At 70.2% G+C, this 22411-nt stretch carries 3 protein-coding genes (1 of these 3 running past the window's edge); all 3 read left to right on the top strand.

From position 1 onward, the window contains the following. Tightly spaced (each overlapping or abutting the next), the 3 genes in view from FL344_RS17830 to FL344_RS17840 form a layout consistent with a single transcriptional unit that may run on beyond the window. Positions 1–6459, top strand: coding sequence for a type I polyketide synthase (locus FL344_RS17830; RefSeq protein WP_194863145.1), 6459 nt, complete (start codon positions 1–3; stop codon positions 6457–6459). Next, positions 6456–15602 carry a non-ribosomal peptide synthetase gene (locus tag FL344_RS17835; RefSeq protein ID WP_141619370.1) on the top strand — a complete coding sequence of 3049 codons (9147 nt, stop codon included), beginning with the start codon at positions 6456–6458 and terminating at the stop codon, positions 15600–15602. Before FL344_RS17830 ends, FL344_RS17835 begins: the two co-directional genes overlap by 4 nt. Continuing rightward, positions 15599–22411 carry the 5' portion of a non-ribosomal peptide synthetase gene (locus FL344_RS17840; RefSeq protein ID WP_141619371.1) on the top strand. It continues 6621 nt past the right edge of the window, so the window shows 6813 of its 13434 coding nt (coding positions 1–6813); its start codon is at positions 15599–15601; its stop codon lies beyond the right edge, outside the window. Before FL344_RS17835 ends, FL344_RS17840 begins: the two co-directional genes overlap by 4 nt.

The following is a 22411-nucleotide window of genomic DNA, read 5'->3' on the forward strand; positions in this document are numbered from 1 at the left end:
ATGAGCGCAGTGTCCAATATTGAGCACGACCCCATTGCAATCATTGGCATCGGCTGCCGCTTTCCAGGGGGCGCGAAGTCACCACGCCACCTCTGGGAGCTGCTCACCCAGGGCCGCTGCGCCATCGTAGAAGTCCCGAAGGAGCGCTGGGACCACCGCCGGTACTACGACCCGAACCCAGACAAGCCAGGCAAGACGTACGTGCGGGCGGGAGGCTTCCTGCAGGAGGCCATCGACACGTTCGACGCGGCCTTCTTCTCCATTTCGCCCCGGGAGGCGGCGACGCTCGATCCGCAGCAGCGTCTGCTCGCGGAGGTGGCGTGGGAGAGCCTGGAGGACGCGGGCCTTCCGGCGGACAAGCTCGCGGGCAGCCCCACGGGGGTCTACGTCGGCGGCTTCATGCTCGACAGCATGCTCACGCACATGGGGCCGATGAACCGCGAGCTCATCGGACCGCACACGGCGGTGGGCTCCACGATGACGGTGCTCTCCAACCGCCTGTCGTACATGTTCGACTTCCAGGGGCCGAGCATCTCCCTGGACACGGCGTGCTCCTCGTCGATGGTCGCCGTCCACCTGGCGTGCCAGGACCTGCGCAGCGGCACCACGTCACTGGCGCTGGCGGGTGGCGTCAACGTCATGTTCCGGCCCGAGATCTTCGTGGCCATGAGCAAGGGCAAGTTCCTGTCGGCGGACGGGTACTCCAAGAGCTTTGATACCCGCGCGGACGGCTACGGCCGCGGCGAGGGCGCCGGCATCGTGGTGCTCAAGCGGCTCTCCGACGCGGTCCGAGACCAGGACCGCGTCTACGCCGTCATTCGAGGAACGGGCGTCAACCAGGACGGCCACAGCGAGTCCATGACGGCGCCGAGCTCTCGCGCGCAGGAAGCGCTGATTCGCCGCGTCTGCGCCAGCGCCGCGTTGGACCCCACCGAAATCCATGCCTTCGAGGCCCATGGCACGGGCACCGCCGTGGGTGACCCGGCGGAGCTGGGTGGCCTGGGCGCCGTCTCCAAGCGCGAGGACGGCCAGGGACCGTGGGTCGGCTCGCTCAAGGCCAACATCGGGCACCTGGAGGCCGCGGCCGGCGTGGCCGGTCTCATCAAGGCGAGCCTGTGCCTGCAGCACCGGCAGTTGCCCCCACAGGCCAACCTGCGCAACCTCAACCCCGCCATCCCCTTCGACACGCTGGGCATCCGCATCCCGCGCGCGCTCGAAACGCTCGCCCCCCGGAAGGACGAGCCGCTGCGGATGGGCGTCAACTCCTTCGGCTACGGCGGCACCAACGCCCACTGCGTCATCGAGCAGGCCCCGTCCGCCGTGTCGCAGGCCCGCGCCGACGCGACCCCGGCGCCGCTGCTCCTCCCCCTCTCCGCCCGCAGCCCCGAGGCGCTGCGCGCCCTGGCGCAGTCCTACTCGGAGATGCTCGCCGCGCCGGCGTCGGCCTCGCTGTCGGACATCTGCTTCTCCGCGGCCACGCGGCGCGCCCACCATGAGCACCGGCTGGCGCTGCTGGCGACGGAGGACGTGGCCGACCTGACGGCGCGCCTGGAGTCCTTCGCCTCGGGCAACCCCGCCGAGCTGGGCGCTTCTGGCCGGACGCTCCAGGCCGCGGATGCCCGGCCCGTCTTCGTGTTCACCGGCATGGGGCCCCAGTGGTGGGCCATGGGCCGGGAGCTCTACGCGCAGGACGCGCTGTTCCGCGCCACCCTGGACCGCTGCGACGCCCTCTTCCAGCGGCTGGCGGGCTGGTCGCTGCTGGAGCAGATGCTCGCGGACGAGCAGTCCTCCAACATGGCGCGGACGGACATCGCGCAGCCCGCGAACACGTTCCTCCAGATTGGCTTGCTGGAGATGTGGCGGCGCGCGGGCATCACGCCCGCGGCGGTGATTGGCCACAGCGCGGGTGAGGTCGCGTCGGCCTATGCCGCTGGCCGCTTCACGCTGGAGCAGGCCATGCTCGTCATCTACGAGCGCAGCCGCATCCAGGCCAAGGCCGCGGGCCAGGGAAAGATGGCCGCCGTGGGCCTCTCCGAGGAAGGCGCGCGCGCCGCCATCCGGGGGCGTGAGGACCTGGTGTCCATCGCCGCCATCAACGGCCCCAACGCGGTGACGCTGTCGGGTGACGCGGAGGCCATCGAGGAGATCGCCGCGGAGCTGGAGGCGCGCGGCGTGTTCCAGCGCATCCTGAAGGTCGAGGTGCCGTACCACAGCCCCGCCATGGAGAGCCTGAAGCCAGAGCTGCGCCGCTGCCTGGCCGCGCTGAAGCCCTCCGCCGGGCACCTGCCCACCTACTCCACCGTCACGGGCGGGCGCATCGAAGGCATTGCCTACGACGCGGAATACTGGTGCGACAACATCCGCGAGCCCACGCTCTTCGCGAAGGCCGCGGGGCAGATGCTGAAGGACGGCTACCGGCTCTTCATCGAGCTGGGGCCCCACCCCGTGCTGCTGGCGTCCATCAAGGAGTGCTGCGCGGAGGCCCGCGTCGAGGGCCGCGTCCTCACCTCCCTCCGGCGACAGGAGCCCGAGCACAAGACGTTCACCAAGGCCGTGGCCGAGCTCTACGTCGCGGGCATTCCCATCGACTGGAGCGGCCTCTATCCGCAGGGCTCGCGCTACACCCCGCTCCCCACCTACCCCTGGCAGCGTGAGAAGCACTGGCACGAGTCGGAGGAGGCCCTCACGGACCGTCGGGGTTCGGACGAGCATTCGCTGCTCGGCCCCCGCGTCTCCGCGCCGCTGCCCACCTGGGAGCGCGGGCTGAACGCGCGCTTCCTGCCGTGCCTCCAGGACCACCGCGTCCGGGGCTCGCTCGTCGTCCCTGGCGCCACCTACGTCGAGCTGGCGCTCGCCGTTCGCCGCGCCATGGGCCTCTCCGAGCCGCATGCACTGGAAGAGGTGCGGTTCGAGAACGCGCTCGTCGTCACTGGCCATGACGAGCCCGTCGTCCGGACCACGTACGACGAGGCGGCGCAGACGGTGACCATCTACAGCCGGCCGCGCGACAACCGCACGGCGTGGACCCGTCACGCCACCGCGCGCATCCGCCGGAACGTCCACACGCCACCGGAGACACAGGCCCGGGTAAGCGAGCTCGGCATCCACGCCGAGGCGCCGCTCGACACCGAGGCGCTGTACCGGATGCTGGCGACGCGCGGGCTCGAGTATGGCCCCAGCCTGCGCGGCATCCGCACGCTGCGCCGCAACGAGAAGGAACTGCTGGCCGAGATTGTCCTTCCCGAAGCGGAAGTGGCGCGCATCACCGCGGATTCGCAGATGCTGCTCGACCCCGTGTGGTTGGACCCGTGCCTCCAAGCCATGGTGTCCTGGCTTCCCGAGGACGACGCGCGGCTCTACCTGCCCATGGGCTGCCGGAGCATCCAGCTCTCCACCCCTCCCGTGGCCCACGCGCCGCTGTGGTGCCATGCCCGGATTCGCGCGCGCACGGCCCACAAGCTCGAATGTGACATCACGCTGCTGGACGGCGAGGGACGGGTGTCCGCGAAGCTGACGGGCGTCGAGTGCGCCGCGCTCGCGGACCGTGAGGAGTCCGTGCCCAGGCCGGCGTTCTACGACTGGACGTACACGCACGCCTTCGAGGCCACCGCCGAGGAGCTGCCCGCGAAGAGCCAGGGCACCTGGCTCGTCTTCGCGGACCAGGGCGGAATCGGCGCCGAGCTCACGCGTGAACTCCAGCGGACCGGCATCCAGGACCTGGTCCTGGTGACGCGGGGCGAGACGTTCGTCCGCGAGTCGAACCACCGCTTCCAGGTTCGGCCCGGGAACGCGGAGGACGTCCGTTCCCTCGTGGAGGCCGTGGGCCGTGTCCGCATCCAGCACGTTGCCTACCTCGCCGGCCTGGACGCGCGTCCGGGAGTCGAGTCGAACGACGTGCAGGCGCTGCTCGACGTGGTGCTGGCCCTGGCGCCGGGCGATGGCGCGTCGCTGCGCATCGTCACCCGCGACGCACAGCGCGCGGCCCCGGGTGACGGCCTGGGCGCGCTGTCCGCCACGCCGCTGATTGGCTTCGCGCGCGTTGTCCCCGCGGAGTTCCCACACTTGCGGACCCGCTCCATCGACCTGCCGAAGGGCGCCTCGGCATCGCAGCCGGAGCTGATCGAGCGGCTTGCGCGCGAGCTGCTGGCGGAGACGCAGGAGGAGGAGGTCGCGCTGCGCGACACCCGCCGCTTCGTCCGCCGCCTCAGCGCGAAGCCCCTTCCGGAGTGGGAGGCCCAGACGAAGGGCACGCCCGCGCCGGCCGGTGTGGAGCAGGTGTTCGAAATCGCCCTCGACGGCGCCGAGCGCCGGCCGCGTCGCGCCACGCGCAAGCAACCCGCGCGCGGAGAGGTCGAAATCAAGGTCACCCACGTGACGCTGACCCGCGCTGCGGCCGTGCAAGGCCGGCGTGCGTCCGACACGCACTGGCCGCTGGAGGTGGGCGGCGTGGTCGTCGCGGTGGGCGAGGCCACCCCGGGCTTCACGTCCGGCCAGGTGGTGCAGGCGCTGGTCGCACAAGAAGCGCCCGTGGTGGGCACGCACGTGGTGCTGCGCCTGGACCGGGACTTCGTCAGCGCCGGCACGTCCCAGGGACGGCTGCTGCCCTTCCTAAGCGCGGAGTACGCGCTTCATGTGCATGGCCACATCCAGACCTCCGAACGGCTCCTCGTCATCGGGGACGCCGGTGGCGTGGGGACCGCCGTGGTCGAGCTCGGCCGCGCCGCGGGAGCCCGGACGGCCATCATCCTGGACGGCGACACGCGGCAGGTGCCAGAGGGCGTTCGCGTCTTCGACCGGCGCTCGCCTTCCCTCCCGGAAGACATCCTGGAGTGGACGGACGGCGCGGGCGTGGACCTGCTGGTGAACGCGTCCTGCGACGCGGAGCCCACCCTCACCAGTGTGCTCGGGGCCTTCGGCCGCTTCGTCGATGCGGGCCCGCTCGCTCCGGCGGAGGGCCTGTTCGCCACCGCCTGGCCCCGTGGCGCGGCCTGCGCACGCGTGGACGTCGCGGCCATGCTGCGCCAGCGTCCCCAGGAAGTCGCCGCGCGGCTCCAGTCCGTCATCGGCCGGTTCCAGACGCTACCGGCGCTGCCGTCCGAGTCCTGGCCCGTCACCCGCGCCGAGGAGGCACCGGCGTGGTTGGCGGAACATTCACAGGACCAGGGGCTGGCCCGGCTCACGCTGACGTTCACCGATGGTGAGCCGCTCGCGCTCGCGCCGGCGGCGGACGAGCCGCTCTTCGATGCGAACGCCACGTACCTCGTCACCGGCGGCTTCGGCGGGTTCGGCCTCGCGCTCGCCCGTTGGATGGTCGCGGAGGGGGCGCGGAACCTCGTGCTCACTGGCCGCAAGGGTGCCTCCACACCGGAAGCCAGACAGTTGGTCCAGGACCTGGAGGCGGCCGGCGCTCGCGTCACCGCGGCCGCCGCGGACGTCAGCAGCATGGACGACATGCGGGCGCTGTTCGCGCGCATCGATGCCACGCACCCGCCGCTCAAGGGCGTGCTGCACACGGCGGCCGTGCTGGACGACGCGCCGATGCCCGACCTGAACCTCGAGCGCATCCAGCGCGTCATGTCTCCCAAGGCGGGCGGCGCGTGGATTCTTCACGAGCTGACGCAGGACCGGCCGCTGGACCTCTTCGTCCTGTTCTCGTCCGTCGCCGCGCTGATTGGCAACCCGCGTCAGGGCAACTACGTCGCGGCGAACAGCTTCCTCGACGCGCTCGCGGAGCACCGGGCCGCGCGAGGGCTGGCGGCCATCAGCATCCACTGGGGCGTGCTGGGTGAGTTCGGCATGGCCCAGGACGAAGCGGTGCGAACCTACCTCGAATCGCTCGGCCTCAACCCGATGGCGCCCGCCACCGTGTTGACCGCGCTCAAGCGGGTGCTGCGCCTGCGCACGCCGCAGTTGGGCCTCTTCGACGTGCAGTGGTCCAAGCTGGGCCGCGCCGCCCCACACCTGGGCAAGTCCGCCAGGACGTCACACCTGCTGGGCAGTGCCCAGGGTGGCGCACAGAGCGAAGCGGAGCAGCTGCGCGGCCATCTGTCGGGGCTGCCCCCCGAGGCCCGGCAGCCGGAGCTGGAGAAGTTCCTCGTCGAACGGCTCGCCAGCATTCTCCAGATTCCCATGGATCGGGTGGAGCCGCAGAAGCCCCTGTCCCTGCTGGGCGTGGACTCGCTGCTGTCGATGCAGGTCCAGCGGACCATCCGCGAGGCGCTCGGCATCGAGATTCCCGCGCTGGAGCTGCTGCGCGCCGGGAGCCTGGTGGAGGTCGCCACCAACCTGTCATCGAAGTTCGACGGGCCCGCTGCCGCCGCCGCTGCGCCCGCGCCGGAACCGGTGACGGAGGAAGCCGAAATCGAGCAGCAGGTGAACAGCATGTCGGAGGGTGAGCTGGACACGATCCTCCAGGCCATGCTCGCCGCGCAGACGGCGCAGGAGAGGGAGACGGCATGAGCACCCCGGCTGACAACATGAAGGGCCTCTCACTCGAGGCGAAGCGCAAGCTGCTCGCGGAGCTCATGGCGAAGTCCGGGAAGGCGGCCCCCCGCCTCTCCCCGCTCGCGTCCGGCCAGAAGGCACTGTGGCTCCTGCACCAGCAGGACCCGGAGAGCGCGGCCTACAACACGCCCTTCGCGCTGCGCATCCGCTCGCAAATGGATGTGGCGTCGCTCAAGCGCGCCTTCGGAATGCTGGCCGAGCGCCACGCGTCCCTGCGCACCACGTTCTCGTCCACCGCGGAAGGGCAGCTCGTCCAGACGTGCCACCCGACCCTCGAGCCGAGCTTCACCCACGTGGACGCGCAGGGCTGGAGCGCCGAGCAGCTCCAGGCCGAGGTGGCCCGCGCCTACCGTCAGCCGTTCTCCCTGGAGCGGGGTCCGCTGCTCCGGGGGAACCTCTTCTCCCTGGGGGCCGAGGACCACGTCCTCCTGATGACCGTCCACCACATCGTCTACGACGGGTGGTCCGCGGGCATCCTCCAGCAGGAGTTCAACCAGCTCTATCAGGCCATCGCGCGAGGCGAGCAGCCGTCCTTGCCGCCCGTCACGGGCAGCTACGCAGCCTTCGTCGCGCAGCAGGCGGAGACGATGTCGGGTGCCGCGGGGCGGGCCCACTGGGACTACTGGCAGAAGAAGCTCGATGGTGAGCTCCCCATCCTGTCGCTGCCCGCCGACCGCAGCCGGTCGGCCGTCGCAGCGAACCGGAGTGGTGCGAGCCCGTTCCGTCTCTCCGCGGAGCTGACGGCCCGCATCAAGGCGCTCGCGCAGAGCGCCGAGTCCACGCCCTTCGTCGTGCTCGTGTCCGCCTATGCCGCCCTGCTGGGGCGTCTGGCGCGGCAGGAGGACATCCTGATTGGCTCGCCCACGGCGGGCCGGCCCGGCTCCGCCTTCCATGACGTGGTGGGCTACTTCGCCAACGCGGTGGCGCTGCGCGCGGACCTCTCCGGCGCGCCCTCCACCCGGACCCTGCTTGGCCGGATGCGCACCGTCGTCCACGAGGCGCTCGCGCACCAGGACCTCCCGTTCGCATCGCTCGTGGAGCGACTGAACATCGAGCGCCGTCCTGGCGTGTCTCCCCTCTTCCAGGCGTCCATCTCGCTCCACGCCTCGCGCGAGGGCGGCGGCGCCATGGCGCTGTGGGCGTCGCCCGACGAGGACGCCCGCGTCCATTGGGGCAACCTGCAGCTCGAGCCCTTCCCCATCAGCGACCAGGAGTCGCAGTTCGACCTCACGCTGGAGATGTGGGAGACGCGGGGCGCCTTCTCCGGCGTGCTCCGCTTCAACCGCGCCCTCTTCAACGACGACACCGTCGCCCTGTGGCGCGGCTACTTCGAGAAGCTCGTCGAAGAGATGGTCCGCGCGCCGGATGAGCCGGTGGCCCGGCTGTCCCTGGCGGTCAAGGCCCCGTCCCCCGTGCACGAGGCGCGCGTTGAAAGCGCCCCGGCCGTCACCACCGCGCAGACCCTCACCGGCTGGTTCGAGGCCCAGGCCGAGCGCAGCCCGAATGCCACCGCGCTGACGTTTGGCGAGACGCACCTCAGCTACGCCGAGCTCAACGCCCGGGCGAATGTCCTGGCGCATGCGCTGCGCGACCACGGCGTGGGCCCCGAGTCACTGGTGGGCATCTGCGTCGACCGCAGCGCGGAGCTGGTCGTTTCCATCCTCGGCGTGCTCAAGGCCGGCGGCGCCTATGTGCCGCTGGACCCCGCAAGCCCGAAGGACCGGCTCGCGTTGATTCTGGAGGACGCGGAGGTCACCGCGCTGGTGACTGAGTCCAGCCGCACCGGCGAGCTTCCCACCCAGCGTGTGCCCACCGTCTTCGTGGACGCGCTCGACTGGCAGGGCGGCCGGCGCACGCCGAATCCCGAGCCGGCCATCACGCCGGACAACGCCGCCTACGTCATCTACACCTCTGGTTCGACGGGGCGCCCCAAGGGCGTCATCGTCACCCATGCCAACGCCACCCGGCTGTTCACCACGTCGGAGCCGCTCTACGGCTTCGGGCCGGATGACGTCTGGACGCTGTTCCACTCCGCGGCGTTCGACTTCTCTGTTTGGGAGCTCTGGGGGCCGCTGCTGTACGGCGGGCGCCTGGTCGTCGTGCCCCACTGGATGACGCGCGCGCCCGAGGCCTTCGGTGAGCTGATTGCACGTGAGGGCGTGACGGTCCTCAACCAGACGCCGTCCGCGTTCCGAGCGCTGACGCGCGCGCCGTCCATCGCGGATGGCAAGGGCGGCCGCGGCCTCAAGTGGATCATCTTCGGTGGTGAGGCGCTGGACGCGGCGACCGTGCGCCCCTGGTTCGAGCGGTACGGGGACGCCGGCACGCAGCTCATCAACATGTACGGCATCACCGAGACCACGGTGCACGTCACGTACTACCGGGTGACCGAGGCCGACCTCACCTCCGCCGCGAGCCCCATCGGACGCCCGCTCCCGGACCTCGAGCTGCACCTGCTCGACGAGCACGGCCAGCCCGTACCGGCCGGCGTTCCGGGGGAGATGTACGTCGGCGGCGCTGGTGTTGCGCGCGGCTACCTGAAGCGCCCCGAGCTCACCGCACAGCGCTTCGTCGAGGACCCGTCTTCGCCGGGCAAGCGGCTCTACCGCTCGGGCGACCTCGCCATCCGCCTTCCGGAGGGCGGCTTCACGTACCTGGGGCGCATCGACGACCAGGTGAAGATTCGCGGGTTCCGCATCGAGCTGGGTGAAATCCAGTCGGTGCTCGCCACGCATCCGGCGGTCGTTGATGCCTATGTCACCACGCACGAGCGGAGCGCGGACGACCGCCGCATCGCCGCCTACGTCGTGCCCAGGGACAACGCCGCGGAGATGCTCCTGTCCTCGGATGCGGACGGCGGCGTCGGCGACACACACGTGGGCGAGTGGAAGGCGCTCTACGACGACCTCTACGCACGCTCCGCCAGCGAGCCGCAGCTGGACCCCAGCTTCAACATCGCGGGCTGGGACAGCAGCTACACCGGCGCACCGCTCAGCGCCGAGGCGATGAAGGAGTGGGTCGACCACACGGTCCACCAGATTCTCGTGCGGAAGCCCCGCCGCGTGCTCGAGATCGGCTGTGGCACCGGTCTGCTCCTCACGCGGATTGCGCCGTCCACGGAGGCCTACTGGGCCACGGACGTCTCGGGTGTCGTCGTCAACATGCTCCGGAGCAACACGGCGAAGTCGGCCGGGCTCGAGCATGCGAAGCTCTTCCACTGCGCGGCGGACCAGTTGGACGGCATCGACTTCGGCGACATGCGCTTCGACGCGGTGATGCTGAACTCGGTGGTCCAGTACTTCCCGAGCGCGGAGTACCTCGCCCAGGCCCTGGAGAAGGCTTCACAGCGGCTGGACACGGGCGGCGTCATCTTCGTGGGTGACGTGCGGAACTTCCGCCTGCTGGAGGCCTTCCACGCGTCCATCGTCCTGGCGCAGGCGTCCGGCACGCTCGACCCACAGGTGCTCAAGACCCGCGTGGCGCAGCGCATGGCGGCGGAAGAGGAGCTGGTGCTCGCCCCGGACTTCTTCTGGGCCCTCAAGCAGCGCATCCCCCGCCTCACCCACGTGGAGATTCGCCCGAAGCGGGGCGCGTGCCTGAACGAGCTGACGCGCTTCCGCTACGACGTGCTCATCCACCTGGACACCCCGCCCAGCCCCGCCCCCGACGTGGCCTGGGGCCCGGGCAACGGGAGCCTGCCCGAGCTCCGCGCCCGGCTGACCCAGGACGGCACCCGGCGTGTCGGCCTGCGCGGCATCCGGAACGCGCGAATCGAGGCGTCCTTGGACGCCCTGGCGAGCGTGACAGATGGAGCGGCCTCGCGGCCCGGTTCCTTCGAGAAGCTCCGTCGGCGTGTGCTGGACCGCGACGCCACGACGCCCGCGAGTGATCCGGAGCCTGGCATCGACCCCGAGTCTCTCCACCAGCTCGCGGAGGCCCTGTCCCTCAACGTCGCCCTCGACTGGTCGCGCGGCGGCGTGGATGGTTCCTTCGACGCGGTCTTCACCCCGGCCGCGAAGTCGGCGCATGGGCCCGTGGCCCTCTTCGGCAGTGCACCGGAAATCGTCGCGGGGGCACGCCGCGCCAATGACCCGCTCCGGAGCCGGGTGGATCGCCGCCTGGAGAGCGAGCTGCGCAAGCGGACGCAGGCGAGCCTTCCCGAGTACATGGTGCCCGCGAGCATCATGGTCGTCGACCGGATTCCCCTGACCGAGAACGGCAAGGTCGACCGGCGCGCCCTGCCCGTTCCATCCGTCTCACAGGGCCTGGAGACGGCCTACGTCGAGCCGCGCAACGGCGAGGAGGAGATCCTGGCCAGCATCTTCGCCGAGCTGCTCGGCGCGGAGCGCGTGGGCGTGCACGACAGCTTCTTCGACCTGGGCGGACACTCGCTGCTGGCCACGCAGGTCGTGTCCAGGATTCGCGCAGTGCTGGGCGTGGAGATTCCGCTGCGCACGTTCTTCGCGAGCCCCACCGTCGCGGGGCTCGTGACGGCCGTCCAACAGCAGCGCCAGCGCCCCGGAGTGGCCGCGGTCGACTTCACCGGGCCCATGGAGCGCCCGGAGCGCATTCCACTGTCTTCCTCCCAGGAGCGGCTGTGGATCGTGGACCGCATCGAGGAGACGCGGGCCCCCATCTACGTCATCCCGCTGGTGCTCCGGCTCCGAGGCCCCCTCCACCACGAAGCCCTGCGGCAGAGCCTGGACGCCATCGTCCAGCGGCACGAAGTGCTCCGCACGTGCTTCCCGGCGGAAGGCGCGCAGCCCTTCCAGGTCATCTCCCCGAACGTCACGGCCGAGCTTCCGCCCACGGAGGAGCTGGTCCACCCGGCCGGCGCTTCGGAGGCGGAGCTGCTCGGGCTCATCCAGGTCCAGGCGGGCTTGGAGGTCTCCCGGCCGTTCGACCTCGGGCGGGGCCCGCTGCTGCGGATGCGCCTCTTCCGCATCTCGGAGTCGGACCATGTGCTGGTCCTGACCATGCACCACGTCGTCTCCGACGGCTGGTCCGTGGGCATCCTCGCGCGTGAGCTCGCGGCCGGTTACAACGCGCTGCGCTCGCAGCGTGAGCTGGCCTTGCCGCCGCTCCAGGTCCAGTACGCGGACTTCGCGCTGTGGCAGCGGCAGCTCCTGCGGGACGGTGCGCTCGCGGAGTCCATCGAAGCGCACAAGCAGCGCCTGGCGGGGGCGCCCACGTCCCTCAACCTCCCCAGCGACCGGCCCCGGCCGGAGACGCCGACGTACAGGGGTGGCGTGGTCCGCTTCGACGTGGACCGTTCCCTCACGGCGCGCCTGAAGGAACTGAGCCGCAGGGAAGGCGCCACGCTGTACATGACGCTGCTGGCGGCCTTCACCGCCTACCTGTCACGGCTGAGCGGCCAGAAGGACCTCATCATCGGCTCGCCGGTGGCGAACCGGAATCGCGCGGCGGCGGAGCCGCTGATTGGCTTCTTCGTCAACACGCTCGCGCTCCGGATGGACCTGTCCGGCGACCCCAGCTTCCTGGAACTGCTGTCGCGCGTCCGGCGCACGGCCTTGGACGCCTACGCGGACCAGGACGTGCCCTTCGAGAAGCTGGTGGAGGTGGTCGCGCCCGAGCGGAGCCTCAGCCGCCAGCCCCTGGTCCAGGTGATGTTCGCGCTCCAGAACGCGCCGTTCTCACCGCCCGCGCTGGATGGGCTCGACGTGCAGTTGCTCGACCTGGACAGCGTCACCGCCAAGTTTGACCTGACGCTGTCCATGCAGGAATCCGCGGATGGCCTCTCCGGCCTGCTCGAGTTCAGCTCGGACCTGTTCGACCGCGAGCGCATCGAGCGGATGGCCGAGCACCTCGTCGTCATGCTCCGCGAAGCGGTGCAGGCTCCAGAGCGCCGGGTGCCCGAGTTCGCGCTACTGGGTGCGAGCGAAGCCAGCCAAGTGGCGAAGTGGGAGCAAGGCCCCAGTGCCCCGTCCGCGCCCGGCTCGGTGGTGGAGTTGTTCCAGGCGCAAGTCGCGCGCGCACCTGAGGCCATTGCCCTGGAGCATCGCGACGTCCGCCTGAGCTATGGCGAGCTCGACCGGCGGGCGACGCGCCTTGCCCGGCATCTGGTTTCATTGGGCTTCGGACGGGAGAAGCGGGCCGCCATCTGCCTGCCGAAGTCGGTGGACTTCATCACCTGCATCCTGGGCGTGTGGAAGGCCGGCGGCGCGTATGTCCCGCTCGACCCGGAGTACCCCCAGGCGCGCCTGGGCCACATGCTGGACGACTCGGGCGCGGAGGTGCTGCTCACGGAGCGCGCCCTGGGCGAGCGGCCGGGCTTCCAGGGCCAGACGCTGTGGATGGATGAGCCCCTGCCGGAGCACGCCGAGCCGTCCACCCTCCCGTTCCCCGACGCGGATTCCGCCGCCTACGTCATCTACACCTCGGGTTCCACCGGGAAGCCGAAGGGCGCGGTGCTGGAGCACCGGGGCGTGGCGAACCTCGCCGTGGCCTCGGTCCCGCTCTTCGGTCTCGGACCGGACAGTCGGATCCTCCAGGCGGCGTCGCTGTCCTTCGACGTATCCGTCTGGGACATCGTGATGGCGTTCGCCAGCGGTGCCCGGCTGGTGCTGCCCACGGATGAGACCGCGCGCGTGGGCGAGGCCCTGGCCACGGTGCTCACGGAGAAGCACATCACCCAGGTGGTGCTGTCACCCTCCGCGCTCGCGACGCTGCCGGAGGGGGCCTATCCCGATCTCCGCGTGCTCATCACGGCCGGAGAAGCGCTCCCCGCGGAGCTCGTGAAGAAGTGGGTGACGGACACCCGTCGCTTCATCAACGCGTATGGTCCGACGGAGACGACGGTCATCGCGACGGTCGCCGAGCTCAAGCAGGGCGACACGGGCGTTCCGTCTATCGGCCGGCCCCTGCCAGGGCTCGTGGCGCGCATCCTCGACGCCGACCAGCGGCAGGTCCCCATCGGGGTTCCCGGCGAGCTGTACGTGGGCGGTGTGGCGCTCGCGCGCGGGTACCACGGACTCGACGAGCTCACCCGGACGCGCTTCATCCCGGACCCCTACTCCGACGCTCCGAACGCCCGGCTCTACCGGACCGGCGATCTCACGCGCTGGAGCGCTGACGGCAGCATCGACTTCCTGGGCCGCATCGACGACCAGGTGAAGCTGCGTGGCTACCGCATCGAACTGGGTGAGGTGGAGACCGTCGTCGACAGTCACCCCGCGGTCCAGCGGTCGGTCATCACGGTCCACCAGGGGCAGCTCGCGGCCTATGCCGTGGGCCGTCCGGGCACGTCGCTGACGATTCAGTCCCTGCGCGACCATGCCATGGGCCTGCTTCCGAACTACATGGTGCCGGCGCACTTCGTCGTGCTGGAAACCTTCCCGCTGACGCCCAGCGGCAAGGTGGACCGCAAGAAGCTGCCGGACCCCGTGCAGGCCCAGGCGCCCGCCGCCTTCGCCGATGCGCGGACGCGGGAGGAGCAGATCCTGTCCAGCATCTGGGCCACCGTCTTGAAGAAGGAGTCCGTGGGCATCCACGACAACTTCTTCGCGCTCGGCGGTGACTCCATCCTCGGGCTGCAGATCATCTCCCGCGCCACCCAGCAGGGCCTGCGGCTGCGACCGCGCCAGTTGTTCGAGCACCAGACCATCGCCGACCTGGCGCGCGTGGCCTCCAGCACCCAGGTCATCAACGCCGAGCAGGGGCTCGTGACGGGCAGCGCGCCCCTCACCCCCATCCAGCATTGGTTCTTCGACCAGAACCGCGCCGGGCTGCAGCACTTCAACATGGCGGTGATGCTCGACGTGGAGCCGGGAATCGACCTGGCCGCGCTTCGCGGCGCGCTCGAAGCAGTGGAGCGCCACCACGACGGGCTCCGATTCCGCTACCGCAAGGACGGTGACGGCTGGACCCAGTTCCACGCGGAAGAGGAGGCGCTGACTGGCATTCCCCTGGACACGCTGGACGTGGACGGGAGCGAGCACGTGGAAGAGGCGCTCGCCGACCTCCACGAGTCCCTGGACCTGGAGCAGGGCCCGCTCATGCGCGCCGCCCTGCTGCGGCTGGGTGGGGACTCCGCGCGGCTCGCGCTGGTGGCCCACCACCTGGTGGTGGACGCCGTGTCGTGGGGAATCATCATCGAGGACCTGCTGACGGCGTACAGCCAGTTGTCGAATGGCCAGGAGGTCGGCCTCCCGCCGAAGACGACGTCCTTCCAGCACTGGGCGAAGCGGCTCGAAGCGTATGCGGCGACGCCCAACGCCCGGGCAGAGCTCGACGCCTGGCTCGCAACGGCGCAGCGGGATGACTCGCAGGACCTGCCGCTGAACGACCCCCACGCCCCGGACACGGTCAGCGACGCGGGCACGCTCGTGACGTGGCTGGAGGCGGAGGAGACCCAGTTGCTGCTGAACGAGGTCCCGACGGCGTACGACGTCAAGGTCAACGAGGCCCTGATTGCCGCGCTCGCCCGGACGCTCACGGGCTGGTCCGGCAACAGCACGGTCCGAATCGACCTGGAAGGCCATGGACGCGAGTTCCTGTTCGACGACGTGGACCTGAGCCGCACGGTGGGCTGGTTCACCGCGCTCTTCCCGCTCCGCCTGCACGTGGGTGCCCGGGAAGGCGTGCGTGAGACGCTGGCCCGCGCGAAGGACACGCTGCGCCGGACGCCTCGGGGCGGCATCGGCTACGGCGTGCTCCGTGCGCTGTCGCCGGATGCGTCGATTCGTTCGAGGCTCGGCGCGATTCCGAACGCGGGCATCGTCTTCAACTACCTGGGACAGATGGGCGCCGTGCCGACGCAGGGCGTGGTGCGAGGCCGCGCCAAGGAGGGACTGGGCCTGCTGCACGCGCCTGGCGCCACCCGGCCCCACCGCATCGAGCTCAACGCCGTGGTCGAAGCGGGTCAGCGTCTCCGCCTCGACTGGACCTTCGGCGCCAAGGTCTTCCACAAGGAGACCATCGAGCGGCTGAACGCGGAGTTCCACGCCAACGTGCGAGCGATGATTCGCGAGCGCGCGGAGCCTGCCGCGGCGGTCCGGGTGGCGTCTGACTTCCCGGCGGCGCGTCTGAGTGCCAAGGATTTGAAGCGCGTGCTCACGCTGACCAAGAAGTCGCGATGAGCCAGGTGGAAGGTGAGGGGCAGGACAGCGCCATGACGTCAGAAGAGTCGATCGAGGACATCTACGAGCTCGCCCCCATGCAGCACGGCATGCTCTTCCACGCGCTGATGGAGCCCGGCGCGGGCATGTACGTGGAGCAACTGAGCTGCGAGGTCCGGGGGGACCTGCCCATTGCCCGTTGGAAGGAGGCCTGGCAGCACGTCCTCGCCCGGCACCCCATCCTGCGCTCGGGCTTCCTCTGGGAAGGTCTGGAGAAGCCGCTCCAGGTCGTCGCGGTGGAGGCCGAAGTCCCCTGGCGCATCAAGGACATCCGGTACGTACCGGCGGACGCGCAGCAGCGGTGGATTGACGACTTCCTGCGCGAGGACCGGCTCCAGGGCTTCGACCTGGGCGCGCCGCCCCTGATTCGTTGCGCGCTGATCCGGCTCGACGACGCGCGCCACCTGTTCGTGTGGACCTACCACCACCTGCTGCTGGACGGGTGGTGCTTCTCCATCGTCCTCCGCGAGGTGCTCGGTGCCTTCGAGGAGGGCGTCGCAGCGCTGCCGCCAGCCGCACGCCCCTACCGCGACTACATCGCCTGGCTCCAGGAGCAGGACCCTTCCCGCGCGGAGTCCTTCTGGCGCGAGCGGCTCCAGGGCTTCAAGCAACCCACGCCACTGCCCTTCACCGAGCGACAGGACACCAGCGGCCCGGCGGGCGATACGCAGCCGGAAGTCACAAAGCGGCTGTCGCCAGAGCTGACCGCGCGGCTCACGGGCTTCGCGAAGGCGCATCGGCTGACGCTCAACACGCTGGTCCAGGGCGCATGGGCGCTGGTCCTGGCGAGAGCGACAGGCACGGACGACGTCATCTTCGGCGTGACGGTCTCTGGCCGTCCCGCCGACCTTGCCGGTTCCGAGTCCATCGTCGGACTCTTCATCAACACCCTGCCTCTGCGAGCGCGGCTGGACGGCACGGCGCAGGTCGCCACGTTCCTGTCGGGGCTTCAGACTGAGCAAGGCGCGGTCGAGCCGTACAGCTACGCCTCGCTGGCGGACATCCAGCACTGGTCGGACGCGCCGAAGGACCGACCGCTCTTCGAGAGCATCCTGGTGTTCGAGAACTATCCGCTCGACGCCTCGACGCTCCTGCCTCGCAGTGGCCTCACCATCAGCTCGGTCAACACACACGACCGCATCAGCTACCCGCTGGCGCTGGTCGCCATCCCGGGCGAGTCGCTGGAGCTGCGCGTCATGTACGCGGCGGACGCGTTCTCCCGTCCGATGGCCGAGCGCATCGCGCGGTTGCTGGTAGCCGCGCTCGAGTCGCTGCCGGGCGCGAAGACGGTCGGCGATATCGATTTGATGGACGAGGCCGCCCGGCGCGTGCTGGCGGAGTGGGGCCAACATCCCCGTGCCTACGACGTCGCCCGCCCTGTGACGGACCTGCTGGACGGGGCCGCGCACGACGCGACCGCAGTGGTGGGCCCCGACGGCCAATCCATCAGCTACCGCGAACTCGACCGCCGTGCCGAGCGCGTGGCGCGGCATCTCCGTCAGTTGGGCGCCGGTCGGGAGCGCATCGTCGGCGTGTGCATTGGCAGGTCCGTGGAGATGGTGGTGGCGCTCCTGGGCGTGCTCAAGGCGGGAGCGGCCTACCTGCCCCTGGACCCCAACTATCCCGCTGAGCGGTTGGCCTACATCGTGGGCGATGCGGCGCCGGTCGCCATCCTCAACACGGGTGCGGACCCCATCGCGGACACGCGCGTTCCCCGGCTCGACGTCTCCCGAGTCCTGAACGCGACGGACACGCCCGACGTCCCCGCGAAGGAACCGGTGCGGCTGGATGACCTGGCCTACGTCATCTACACCTCGGGTTCGACCGGCGCGCCCAAGGGCGTCCTGGTCACACACCGGAACCTGATGAACCTGGTGTCCTGGCACACGGAGACCTTCGGCCTCACGGCGAAGGACCGGACGACCCAGCTCGCCAGCACCGCGTTCGACGCCGCCGTCTGGGAAATCTGGCCGACGCTCGCTGCGGGCGCCACGCTGCACCTCGTCCCACCCGAGCTGTCCAGTGCCCCCTCCGACCTGGCGAACTGGCTGGTGGCACAGCAGATCTCCATCAGCTTCCTGCCGACGGTGGTCGCAGAGTCCGTGCTGGCCTTGCCGTGGCCTTCGCCGTGCGCGCTGCGCTTCGTGCTCACGGGCGGCGACCGGCTCCACGCCACACCGCCCGCGGGACTCCCGTTCCAGCTCGTCAACAACTACGGCCCCACTGAGACGACGGTGGTGGCAACATCCGGAACCGTTGCGCCGGATGGCAGACAAGGGCTGCCCTCCATCGGTCGGCCGGTCGCCAATGCCCGCATCTACATCCTCGACCGCCAGCGGCGTCCCGTCCTTCCGGGTGTCATCGGAGAGCTGTACATCGGCGGCGCGGGCGTCACCCGGGGCTACCTGAACCGGCCGGACCTGAACGCGGAGCGCTTCGTTCCCGACCCGTTCGCGGGCGTGCCTGAAGCGCGCATGTACGCGAGTGGCGACTTCGCCCGGTTCCTCCCAGATGGAACCATCGCGTTCCACGGCCGGGCGGACCGTCAGGTCCAGATTCGCGGCGTGCGGGTGGAGCTTGGCGAAATCGAGGCCGCGCTGGCGGCCCACCCCGACGTGACCGCGGCGGCAGTGGTGAGCGAGGCGCAGCGGCAGAACGGTGACGTTCGGCTGATTGCGTTCGCGGCCAGCGACGTGGTGCCTCAGCCCGACGCGGCCGTGCTCACGCAGTATCTGGCGACGAAGCTCCCCACGGCCATCCTTCCCAGCCGGGTCATCGTCATCGACCGGCTTCCGTTGACGCCCAACGGGAAGGTCGACACCGCGGCGCTCGAAGCACGTGCCCTGGAGGCCCAGCCCCAGGTGGCTTCGGCCGCGCCCCGGACGCCGCATGAGGAGATCCTCGCCGGCATCTGGAGCGCGGTGCTCGGCCAGGAGCGCGTGGGCATCCACGATGACTTCTTCGACCTCGGTGGGCATTCACTGAAGGCGACGCAGGTCATCGCGCGCACCCGCGAGGCCTTCGGCGTCGACATTCCCGTCCGAGCCATCTTCGAGCGCCGGACCATCGCGCAGCTCGCGGAGACGCTCTCTGGACAGGGCACGGCGGTCGAGCCCATCCCGCATGTGGAGCTGACGGGAGACACGCCCGTCGCACCGGGCCAGGAGAGCCTGTGGTTCATCGACGCGCTCGGAGGGGACAGCGCGGCGTACAACGTCCCGTTGGTGCTCCGGCTCCAGGGGACGCTCGATGGCAGCGCGCTCGCAAGGACGCTCCAGCTCCTGGTTGAACGCCATGAGGCGCTCCGGAGCACCTTCCACGACCGTGGAGGCACGCCTGTCCTGCGAGTCCAGGCACCTGCCGCCTCCGTGCTCGTGAGCGAGGACGTCTCCCCTGCCCTCCTCGACGCACGCATCGCCGAAGAAGTCGCCGCGCCGTTCTCCCTGACGGACGGCCCGCTCTTCCGCGCGCGGCACTTCCGGCTCGCACCCGACAGCCACGTCCTGGTCCTCAACCAGCACCACATCATCGCGGACGCCTGGTCCGTCGGAGTCCTGCTGCGCGAGTTCTGCATCGTGTACGCCTCGCTGGTGAGCGGCACGGAGCCGGACCTGCCCGCGTTGCCCGTTCGCTACGCGGACTGGGCCGCATGGCAGCGGCAGCGGCTGGAATCAGGACGCCTGGACGAGAGCGTTGCCTTCTGGCGTGAAGCCTTGAAGGACGCCCCGCCCGTCCTTCCGCTTCCCACCGACCGTCCGCGACCGGAACGGCAGCGGTTCCATGGGAAGACCCATGGCTTCGTGCTCGAAGCGCCGCTGGGCCAGCGGCTCGAAGCGCTCTCCCGGAGCTCGGGCGCCTCACTGTTCATGACCCTGCTTGGCGCCTTCGCCGCGTACCTCGGGCGCATCAGTGGCCAGGAGGACGTGGTGATTGGCTCGCCTGTCGCCAACCGCGACCGGCACGAAACGGAGGGAGTGGTCGGGTACTTCCTCAACACGCTCGCGCTCCGCGTCGACCTGTCTGGAGACCCGACGTTCTCCGAGCTGTTGCTGCGCGTCCGCAAGACGGCGCTCGATGCCTACGCGCATCAGGACGTGCCCTTCGAGAAGCTGGTGGCCGCACTCGAGCTGCCGCGTGGACTTGCGCACAACCCGCTGTTCCAGGTGATGTTCGTCCTCCAGGGCCAGAGCGGTGGCGAGCTCCAGCTCCCCGATGTTCGCGCCGAGATTCAAGCGCCGGTGAGCTCGACGTCGAAGTTCGACCTCACCTTCTTCGTGGAGCCGCGTGAGGGCGCGCTCGCCTGCAGCATCGAGTACGACACGGACCTCTTCGACGCGGACCGGATTGACCGGATGGCCGCGCACCTCGGCCGGCTGCTCCAGGCCATCGCCGAGGAGCCCGAGCTCCACACCTCAGAGCTCCCGCTCTTGTCCAACGAGGAGCGGCGTCTGTACGCCGACCTCAACCGCACCGAGCGCAGGTACACCGGCCGCACCCTCCCCGAGCTGTTCGAGCGTCAGGCCCAGAAGACGCCTGACGTGGTCGCGCTGGAGCACCAGGGCGTGACGCGGACCTACCGCCAGCTCCATGAGGCCGCGGAAGCCCTGGCCGACCGGCTGGGCGCATTGGGCGTGGGCCCAGAGGTCCGGGTTTCCATCTGTCTGGACCGCTCCATCCATGCGCAGGTCGCCCTCCTCGCGGTCCTCAAGGCCGGGGGCGCCTATGTGCCGCTCGATCCAACGTACCCGCCTGAGCGCCTTCGCTACATGCTGGAGGACGCCAGGCCGCGCGTCCTGCTCACGGAGAAGAAGTACAGCGAGCTGCTCCCGTCTCAGGGCCTGACGCAGGTCCTGCTGGATGACACGGTGGCGCCTGCCACGAAGACACCGCGGCCCCGGGCGGAGCCGCATCATCTGGCCTATGTCCTCTACACGTCGGGCTCGACGGGCAAGCCCAAGGGCGTGGCCATGCCGCACCGGGCACTGGTCAACCTCATCGAGTGGCAGACCGAACACGCCCGCCCCCTGCGCACGCTCCAGTTCGCGCCGCTCAACTTCGATGTGTCGTTCCAGGAGACCTTCTCCACCTGGTGCTCGGGTGGCACGTTGGTCCTCATCGATGAAGGCACGCGACGCGACCCAGACGCGTTGGCCGACTTCCTCGATGTGGCGCGCGTCCAACGCCTCTTCCTGCCGGCCGTGGCGCTCCACCATCTGGCACAGGCCGCGCTGCGCACCGAGCGTCGCGTTCCGGGGCTCACGGAAGTCATCACCGCGGGAGACCAACTCCGCATCACCGACCCCATCCGCCGCTGGTTCCAGGAAGGTGGCAAGCGCCTTCACAACCACTACGGCCCCACCGAATCGCATGTGGTGACGGCGCTCGAGTTGGAGGGCGACCCGCGGCATTGGCCTGGGCTGCCGTCCATCGGGCGGCCCATCGCCAACGCGGCGGTCCACCTGCTCGACGCGAACCAGCGTCCCGTCCCGGTGGGCGTGCCCGGAGAGCTCTATCTGGCGGGCACGTGCCTCGCCGACGGCTACCTGTCACGGCCGGACCTCACCGCCGAGCGCTTCGTCGACCTGCCCCTGTCTCCCCCCGTGCGGGCGTACCGGACCGGGGACCTTGGCCGGTTGACGGTGGACGGGAGCATCGAGTTCCTCGGCCGCGCGGACGACCAGGTCAAGATTCGCGGCTTCCGTGTGGAGCCCGGCGAGATTGAGCGCGCCCTGTGTGCCCACCCCGATGTCCGCGATGCGGCGGTCATCGTCGACGGTGATGCCACGCGCGAGAAGCGGCTGGTGGCCTACGTCGTCCCGGAGACGGTGCGGTTGGCCGAGCTGCCCGACTTCCTCGCCAGGGACCTGCCCGAGTACATGGTTCCCGCGCTGTTCGTGCCGATGCCCGAGCTGCCCCGGACGCCCAGTGGCAAGGTCGCGCGCCGTGCGCTCCCCGCCCCCGTCGCGCCAGTGCAGGCCGAGAGCCCGTCCGAGCCGCCTCGCACGCCCACGGAGGCGACCGTGGCACGGGCCTTTGAACAGGTCCTGGGACGCGGCGTTGTCGGGCGGGAGCAAGACTTCTTCCAACTGGGCGGGCACTCGCTGCTCGCGATGCAGGTCGTCGCGCGGATTCGCGGCGACGTGGACGCTGCATTCCGCGTCTCAGACCTCTTCGAGAATCCGACCATCGCCTCCTTGAGCCGGGTGCTCGATGCCCGCCGGGGAAGCCAGACACTGACGCTTGCCCGGATTGAACCGGCGCCCGAGGGCGCCGCCATTCCGCTGTCATTCTCCCAGGAGCGGCTCTGGTTCCTGGATCAGCTCTACCCCGGCACCGCGGCCTACAACCTGCCCATGGCGCTGCGGCTGACGGGAACATTGGACGTCAGCGCCTTCCAGGAAAGCCTGTCCGACATCGTCCAGCGGCACCCCGTGCTCGGGATGCGCTTCGTCGAGCGAGATGGCCGCGTGTGGCAAGAGCCGCGGGCGAACCAGGGCGTTCCGTTCGAGCTGGTCACCCTGGGAGAGACATCCCCCGAGGCGCTTCGCCTGCTCATCGCGGAGGAGGCCACGCGACCGTTCGACCTGACGAACGGCCCGCTGTTCCGCGCGAAGCTGTTCCGGCTCGACGAGGCGGCACACGTCGTCGTCGCGACGATGCATCACACCGTCGGTGACGGCTGGTCCATCAGCGTGCTCGTGCGTGAGCTCTCCCAGCTCTATGCCGGGCGTGTCTCCGGCCAGCCGGTGACGCTGCCGGAGCTCCCCGTC

This window comes from Myxococcus sp. AB036A (genome assembly GCF_006547355.1).
Taxonomy (GTDB): Bacteria; Myxococcota; Myxococcia; order Myxococcales; family Myxococcaceae; genus Myxococcus; species Myxococcus virescens.